The sequence below is a fragment of the uncultured Rikenella sp. genome (assembly GCF_910579375.1).
GTDB lineage: Bacteria > Bacteroidota > Bacteroidia > Bacteroidales > Rikenellaceae > Rikenella.
Map to the genome: position 1 here is coordinate 1 of NZ_CAJTUJ010000084.1, position 7,997 is coordinate 7,997.

General features: G+C 56.6%; 4 protein-coding genes. 3 read left to right on the top strand and 1 reads right to left on the bottom strand.

Annotation, left to right across the window (positions count from 1 at the left end; genetic code table 11):
* From QZ302_RS07300 to QZ302_RS07310, 3 genes are all read left to right on the top strand, one after another.
* Positions 1-3,246, top strand: a 3,246-nt coding sequence (locus QZ302_RS07300; protein WP_294594055.1) for a SusC/RagA family TonB-linked outer membrane protein, incomplete at its 5' end; no start/stop codon positions are given.
* Positions 3,247-3,266: 20 nt separating this feature from the next.
* On the top strand, positions 3,267-5,285 hold the full coding sequence (locus tag QZ302_RS07305; RefSeq protein WP_294594057.1) for a SusD/RagB family nutrient-binding outer membrane lipoprotein: 2,019 nt from the start codon (positions 3,267-3,269) through the stop codon (positions 5,283-5,285).
* A 163-nt stretch (positions 5,286-5,448) separates the two neighbouring features.
* A complete protein-coding gene (locus tag QZ302_RS07310) occupies positions 5,449-6,333 on the top strand; it encodes an SDR family oxidoreductase (RefSeq protein WP_294594059.1) in 885 nt (294 codons plus the stop codon).
* A 92-nt stretch (positions 6,334-6,425) separates the two neighbouring features.
* On the opposite strand, the gene QZ302_RS07315 is transcribed toward QZ302_RS07310, so the two are convergent.
* On the bottom strand, positions 6,426-7,832 hold the full coding sequence (locus tag QZ302_RS07315; RefSeq protein ID WP_294594061.1) for a BACON domain-containing protein: 1,407 nt from the start codon (positions 7,830-7,832) through the stop codon (positions 6,426-6,428).
* Positions 7,833-7,997 lie beyond the last annotated feature (165 nt).

A 7,997-nucleotide genomic window follows, 5' to 3' on the forward strand; every position in this document is an offset into this window, starting at 1 on the left:
TCTGTTTTGCAGACAGAGGCGGTGACGGTGACGGCATTGGGGGGACGCAAGCAGAACAGAGCGTTGGGGTACTCCAGTACAGCTGTGAAAGGCGACGAACTCTCGCGTACCAACACCATCAGTCCGATTAACGCACTGCAAGGGAAAGTGGCCGGTCTTCAGATTTCGACCAACGGATCGTCCGGGGTAACCTCTTCCCCGGTGATTACGCTCCGTGGTGCGAAGTCGCTGACCAAGAACAACTCCCCGATTTTCGTCATCGACGGGATCGTGATGCAGAACGACGAACAAGGGTTTAACGCTTCAGGAACCGGAGACCATTACGGGAACCAGCTGAAGAACCTGAACCCCAACGACTATGAATCGATCACCGTGCTGAAAGGTGCTGCCGCAACCGCGCTGTACGGTTCTCGTGGTGCGAACGGTGCCATCGTGATCACCACCAAAGGCGGTAAAGCTCGCAAGGGAATCGGTGTCGAAGTGAAGTACACTCATGAATGGCAGGACACGTACGCAGCTCCGGTGCCGTTGCAGAACCTGTACGGCGCAGGACGACCGACAAACGGTTATGAAGGCGATGTGATTCCCGGGACTTTGTCAACAACGGCCAACGGCGGCTATACCGCAGGTTCGTTCGGGCCCCGTCTCGACGGTCAGCTGATGGAACAGAACTACAAATGGCCCAATAATACGCCCGAACCGTTCGTGGCTTATCCGGACAACTGGCGCGCATTGTTCCAGACCGGTCAATATGACGATGTGAGCGTGGCATTGACCGGCGGGTCGGAAAAGGCTACCTATCGTCTTTCGTACGCTTATACGAAACTGAACGGGACGATGGCCAACAACAAGTTCAACCGCCACTCGGTGAACTTCCGGACGAACGGGAAGATCAACGACATCTTCTCGGTGAACTTCGGGTTCCAGTACTCCAACTCCGATGCTTACAACGGTCAAACGCAAGGTATCTGGCAGTGGGACAACGGGCGGAACTACGGGATGCTCACCACCTACTTCCTGAACCGGAACACCGACCTCGAATGGTATCGCGATAACTACATCGTCAATCGGGAGACCTGGGAACGCATCTCGACGAATAAACAGACCTCGTTGCAGCGTTTGCAGACGGCGCTGAACCGGGAAGTGGACGACAACTTCCGTCACAACGAACAGACCATCATCGCCAGCTTGGGCTTGACCGCCCAGTTTACCGACTGGCTGGATGCCAATGTGACTGCCAGCTTCAACGACTTCAAGAAATTCGAAGAAGAAAAGAACTACGGTAGCGGCATCGGACGGTCCGGCACCGGCAACAAATACGGCATTTACGGCGGTTCGAGCGGACAGTACAACGGGAATGCGTCGCTGCACGGCAATGGTCGGTTCGTAGACGACAACCTCGAACTGGACGTGCGTGTCGGGGCGGAAATGTACGGCAACACCCGCGCCACTTCGTTTGAAAAGACGACCAACGGCGGTCTGGTCGTTCCGGGCGTATGGTCGTTCGGCAACTCGGTCAATCCGCTGACCACGAGCAATGTAAAAAACAGCTACACGCCGCGTAACAACATGGTTGTCGGGGTCTACGGAGCGATTAACCTCTCGTGGAAAGATCAGGTCTTCCTCGAAGTGACCGGGCGTAACGACTGGGTATCTTCCCTGTTGTTCCCCACTTGGTTGCCGCAGGGGGCCGATAACTGGTCGGTCTTCTATCCTTCGGTGAACGCATCGTGGGTATTCTCCGACACGTTCAACATCGACCCGAATATCCTTTCGTTCGGTAAACTGCGCGCTTCTTGGGCACAGGTAGGTTCCGGGACGGGCGCTTACGCCACCTCGAACGGTGCCGGATACTATAATGTATACTCGACCGGCATCCAGACGCCGGACGGAAGCAGCATCATCGGTGCTTCGCCGAACAATACGACGCTGCCGAACTACGACCTCAAGCCGGAAATTCAGCAATCTATGGAGTTCGGTGCCGACCTCCGCTTCCTGAACAGCCGCATCGGGGTGGACGTAGCTTACTACAAGATCAACACCAAGAACCAGATCCTCACCCTCGCAGCCGTGGCTGAATCGGGGGTAAGCAAACGCCTGATCAACGCCGGTAACATCCAGAACCAGGGTTGGGAACTTCAGTTGGACGTGACCCCGATCCGGACGCGTACCGTGAACTGGAACATCGGCTTCAACTGGACGCGCAACCGCGGTAAAATCAAAGAATTGCACGACAAGGTAAAACAGATACAGTTGTGGGGCGGGTATGACGCATCGCCGTCTATCTACGCTTTCGAAGGGGGTACCTTCGGGGTCTTCACCGGGGGGAACGGCTACGGTACCGCACCGCGGGTGACGTACGGCGAAGCGTCGCAACGTATGAACGGTACGACTCCGCAAAAATACGGCGATAAGTACATGCTCGACTACTGGGGTGCAGTAGGGAGTCCGAATGCTATCGAAGTTTACGGATGGACGACCGGTAGCGATATCCCGAACTATTATGCGCAACGGGACGATAACGGCAACCTGACCCATCCGTACGATGTGCTCGGTTCCGTCGAACCCGACTTCACCTTCGGGCTCAACACCTCGGTGCAGGTGAATCTGCCGAACAACAACGGCTCGTTCGACTTCTTCGCTCAGATCGACGGTCGCTCGGGCGGGATGATGACCAACCCGGGCTTGCGTTACGGTATGAGTACCGGTACGGTCAAAGAATCTCTGTACGGTCGCGACAAGGAACACGGCGGGATTGAACGCGTGAACTGGAAAGGCGATCTCCTCTACAACGGGATCGAACTCGACGGGGTATTCCGTCCGGCAGATCTCGGTGGAGAAAATACGATGACCTCACTCAAAACGGGCCAGGAGGTAGATTTGGGCGGCATGACCTACATGGAAGCGGTGAACGAAGGACACATCAAACCGATGCTGGCTTCCGCTTACTATAGCTACGCTTTCGGTTGGGGCTGCGCTTCGGACCTCTTCACCACCAAAGCCTCTTATGTGGCCTTGCGTGAATTGACTATTGGGTACAACTTCCCGGAAAAGTGGATCAAACACGTCGGCATGCAGTCGGCCCGGCTGTCGTTCACGGCCCGCAACCTCTGCTATATCTACAACGGGCTGTACGGTAAGACCAATCCGGAGTCCATCACCTCGAACAACCCGTTGACTCCGTTCGACGTCGGCGGTGTGCCGTTCACGCGCAACTTCGCACTCACTTTGGACGTACGGTTCTAATTTGAAAAAGAAAATCACATATGAGAGTAATCAATAAATACCTGATTCCTTGTCTGGCAGCACTCGCGCTGGTCGGCTGTAAGGACAAGATGCGGGAACTGAACACGAATAAAGACCTGAACTCGGCCACCGATCCGCGTTTTATGTTCCTCGGGGCGACAAAAAGCTGGGACGGCTTCAGCCGCGAAGTCCTCTTGCAGAAGTACAACATCATGCAATTGATGCAGTATGTCGTACGCTACGACTACGCCAGCGTTCAGTACTACAACCCGGCCAAAGCCAACTCGGCGGTCTATCCGACCGTATTCAACCAGTACTGGAACGCCTATTATAACGGGATCAACGATATCGACAAGCCGGAGTATTGCGGCGCCTACGGCAGCCAGTTGAATACCCTGATCGATTATATCGACCACAGCGAGTTCATTCCGGATGCTCAACGGATTTGGTACGCCGACATGCGCGCCGTGTGTCAGATTCTGAACACCTATCAGGCATGGCGTCTGTTCGACGTCTACGGGGCGGCGGTCTATACCGAGGCCTTCCGGGCTCAGGCCACGACGGATCCGGTGATTCAGCCGACCTACGACCTGATTCAGAATGTCTATCTCGAACTGGACAAGACCGTCAAAGAGGCGATCGCTGTCTTGGCTGCCGAAGCAGTGCCGAATGCGGTCAGCCTCGGCGAATACGACTACTTCTACGGTTGGAAATCGAACGTGGCGATGGGCACTCCGGGCGCTACGGTCGTAAAACGGGGCGACAATGCCGCTCAACGGAAATTGTGGATGAAATTCGCCAATGCGTTCCGTCTGAAGATGGCTTGGCGTTTCCGGGCTCGGAACCCGCAACACTCCGACGAGGTCATCAAAGAGGTGCTCGCGTTGCCCGACGGCTTGTTCGCAAGCAACGACGAATCGTGCTTCTACAACTACTCGGAAGACCACGACAATGTGGTGAACGACATCAACGGCATCAGCCTCTACTTCGGCATCACGGACAACTTCATGCACCAGCTGAAGCGGACCAACGACCCGCGTCTGCCGCTACTGGCTCGGACGAACGGTCTGGATGCCGAGTTGAGCAAAGGGTATAAATACATCGAGGCCAACCATCCTACCTTGCTGACCACCGTGACCAAAAATCCGAATGGAAAGGATCAGGGGATGCCCGATCGATTGGCTCCGTCAATTCCGATCTTCGACCGCATCTATCAGGGACAGAATGCCAACCCGATGCTGAAAGATCAGGAAATGGGGCCGGGCATGCTGTTGAGCGCGCAAAGCTACAGCCTCACCATTGCCAAGGGCAGCAGCACCGGGACGGACACTACGATCAACCTTCGGGTCGCTTCGCCGGCACAGGGACGTTACTTTGTCAAGAACGGCGGTTCGGACGGCGTGAACAGCTCGAACGACGGCGACGGCGATGTTTTCGACTGGAAAATCAAGCAGCGTCGGCCGATCATCACCTATCCGGAACAGTGTTTCACGCTGGCCTATCTGACGGCAGAAGGCGTCAGCACCGGCAAAACGGCCGAGGATTGGTACAACCTCGGGGTCAAGGCCGCAATCGATGAATTGCGATTGGATGCACAGCGGTATAAGATTCAGATCGCCACCTCCGCTTCGTTCCCGAAAATCGCCGGTCTGACCGACAACGGCCCGTATCAGATTACGGACGACATGATCGACGACTATCTGGCTGCGAACCCGTATGTCGATAAAGAATCCATCGTAGCTCAGGCCTGGGTTTACTTCTACACCCACGCCGAAGAGATGTGGGGCTGGTGGAAACTGACCGGCTATCCGACCGTCGTACCGGTTCAATACGGCACGGCACTTCCGACGAAGGCTTACTTCGTGCAGCCGCAAACCGCCGAACAGGATCTGCTGACCTGGCCGCGCCGGTGCGTCCTGCCGGGTCAGGTCGAAAACACCTCGAATCGGTTGAACGCAGTCGATGCGTTGATCGCAACCGAAGGATACGGCAGCAACGAAAACGTCACTTCGGGCCGTATCTGGTGGGATAAGGAATAACCCCCTGCGGTTTATCAGGTAAACACGGAGGGCTCCGGGGAAACGATTTCCCCGGAGCCCTCTTCTTGTTGTCCGTTCGGCACGGCGGAAACCGGATTTTGCGGACAAGACGGTAATTCGCCGGAAAAGATTAACTTTGTAAAAAAATTAAAGAACAAAACCGATGTCTTATAATCTGCTGAAAGGTAAGAAAGGGCTCATCTTCGGAGCGCTCAACGAAAAATCCATTGCCTGGAAAGTCGCCGAACGGGCCGTCGAAGAGGGGGCCGAAGTCGTCCTCACCAACACCCCCATGGCAGCCCGCATGGGCGGAACCGCCGAACTGGCCGAAAAACTCGGCACCATCTTCGTTCCGGCCGATGCCACCAGCGTCAAGGACTTGGAAAACCTGATCGACAAAACCACCGAACACTTCGGCGGCAAGTTCGACTTCATACTCCACTCGATCGGCATGTCGCCCAACGTGCGCAAAGGGCGGACTTACGACGACCTCGACTACGATTTCCTCCAGAAAACGCTCGACATCTCGGCCATCTCGTTCCACAAAGTGATGCAGGTGGCTCGGAAAAAGGATGCCCTGAACGAATGGGGCTCGATCGTAGCCTTGTCTTACATCGCGGCACAGCGGACGCTGTACGGCTATAACGACATGGCCGACGCCAAGGCGCTGCTCGAGTCGATCGCGCGTTCGTTCGGCTACATCTATGGCCGCGAAAAGAAAATCCGCGTCAATACCGTTTCGCAGTCGCCCACCCCGACCACGGCCGGGAGCGGCGTGATGGGGCTCGACCACCTGATGGACTTCGCCCAGCGCATGTCGCCGCTCGGGAATGCCACCGCATTGGACTGCGCCAACTACGTCATTACGCTCTTCAGCGACCTGACTAAGAAAGTGACCATGCAGAACCTCTTCCACGACGGCGGTTTCTCCAGCATGGGGATGAGCCGGCGGGCGATGAAGCTCTACAGCCAGAGCCTGGAACAGGAGCTCAAGGAGTACGAAGAGAAGAACATGGAGTTCCTCGACGTGAAACACGGGGAGAAGTAGGAGACATATCGACTTCTTCGTCCGAAAATAACGCGCGGGGGGTCTTTCGACATCTGTTCGAAAGATCCCCCGCTGTTTTTTCTGTGCGATTCCTATTCGTCTGCCGCAGTCGGCACGCAATTCCCGTCCTCGCAAACGCGCATGTTGAACGAATAGTTATAGCCCCGTTTCAGAATATTCGGCGCAATCCCCTGATAATATCGTCCGCCCGCCAATACCGTCAGCACCAACCGACTGTTTTCGTAGGCATAGAACCGATAATCGTTCGTTCCGTTGGGCTCGACCGCCGGATTGTAACCGATCGTCTGCGGCACCGCCTGCTCGGTCGCATTCGGGAAGAGATAGCCCCAATTGCTGAACCCGCTGATCGTGATCTGTTCGATCGGCGGAATCGAATCCCACCCCTCGTCGAAGCGCACCTTGAAGGTCACGATCGCCGTTACGTGCGACAACCCCACCTGAACCCGATTCTCGCCCGCCACCAAATTCTGCGTCACGCGCGCCGAGAGCGGAGGCTGCACCTCGTCGGCTCCGAAGAGCCGATTCACCGCCGTGTCCTTGCCGTTTATCCATTGCGTTTCGTTTTCGGGCCATCGGTTCAAGTCTGCCGAACTGTTGGCCACCACATAGATACGCGCCTCCGGATAGGTGTTTCGGATGCGTTCCGCGGGCGGGAGGACCCGGATGTGAAGATCCGATTCGGTCGGACGCGGGAGACTTTGGGCGAACAGCACCTCTCCTTCGCGATCGAAACCGGCCACAAAAAGGCTGTCGACCCACTGGGCGCTGCTCTCCGAGCTGGAGCGGCCGGTCGGCAGCACGAGCTGATCGAGTTCGAACTGCAAATCCAACACCCCCGACCGCTGGAACATCGCGATTTCGGCCTGAAAACCGCCGGAAGAGGCCGCAATCCGGATCGCTCCCGTCCGTTCGGTCTCGGCCGGATTGGCCGACAGGATCAGGGCCAGCGAATCGACTTTGGGGCCGTGCGAAAGGAATTCGGATCGGATCCACTCGCTCCCCTCCGGGACGTCGACTTGATAGGAGGCGCCGCTACGCAGCTGCACGATGACGGTATCGGCCTGGGGGCCGACCTGATAGATCGTCTCGCCGGCGACCAGCGTACCGTCGCCGGGTTGTGTGACGGCGATATCCCGGGTCACGCCGCCGCAAACGATCCGGATATAGGCCGTCCGATCCATCGCCGAGGGGTTCTCGTCGGCCGTGATGGTCAGGGTGGCGGCTCCGGCCTCGCCGCTCATCGGCGCCACGTGCATCCAGTCGGCAGCATCGCTTTTGGTGGCGGAGGTCTCGATGCGCCACGGCTGGCTGGCGATAAAGGTCGTAGTCGTCGGAGTCTGCGAACTTGAAGCGTCGGACGGGAGGCGGATTTCCGACACTTCGACGGTCACCTCGCCCGGAACCTCGACCTCGTTTTTGTTGCAGGCGGCCAACATCGCCAGAGCCAACCCGCTCAGGAGATAAGTTTTTGCATTCATCGTTTCTCTATAGTTTTATAAATAACATATACATAGAACGATAGGTCGTATATCGAATCGTTCTGTGAGGTTGAAAAACAAAAACCGTTCCAAGACGATCGGGAGTGGCGGAGGGGGCAACGGCTCGGAAGACGGCCAATAAAAAACGGGAGGTTTGCCTATTCA

What these genes read in the sequence shown, in the direction of transcription:
- QZ302_RS07310 (WP_294594059.1), top strand. Translation starts at nt 5,449, where the DNA reads ATGTCTTATAATCTGCTGAAAGGTAAGAAAGGGCTCATCTTCGGAGCG.
- QZ302_RS07305 (WP_294594057.1), top strand. Translation starts at nt 3,267, where the DNA reads ATGAGAGTAATCAATAAATACCTGATTCCTTGTCTGGCAGCACTCGCG.
- QZ302_RS07315 (WP_294594061.1), bottom strand. Translation starts at nt 7,832, where the DNA reads ATGAATGCAAAAACTTATCTCCTGAGCGGGTTGGCTCTGGCGATGTTG.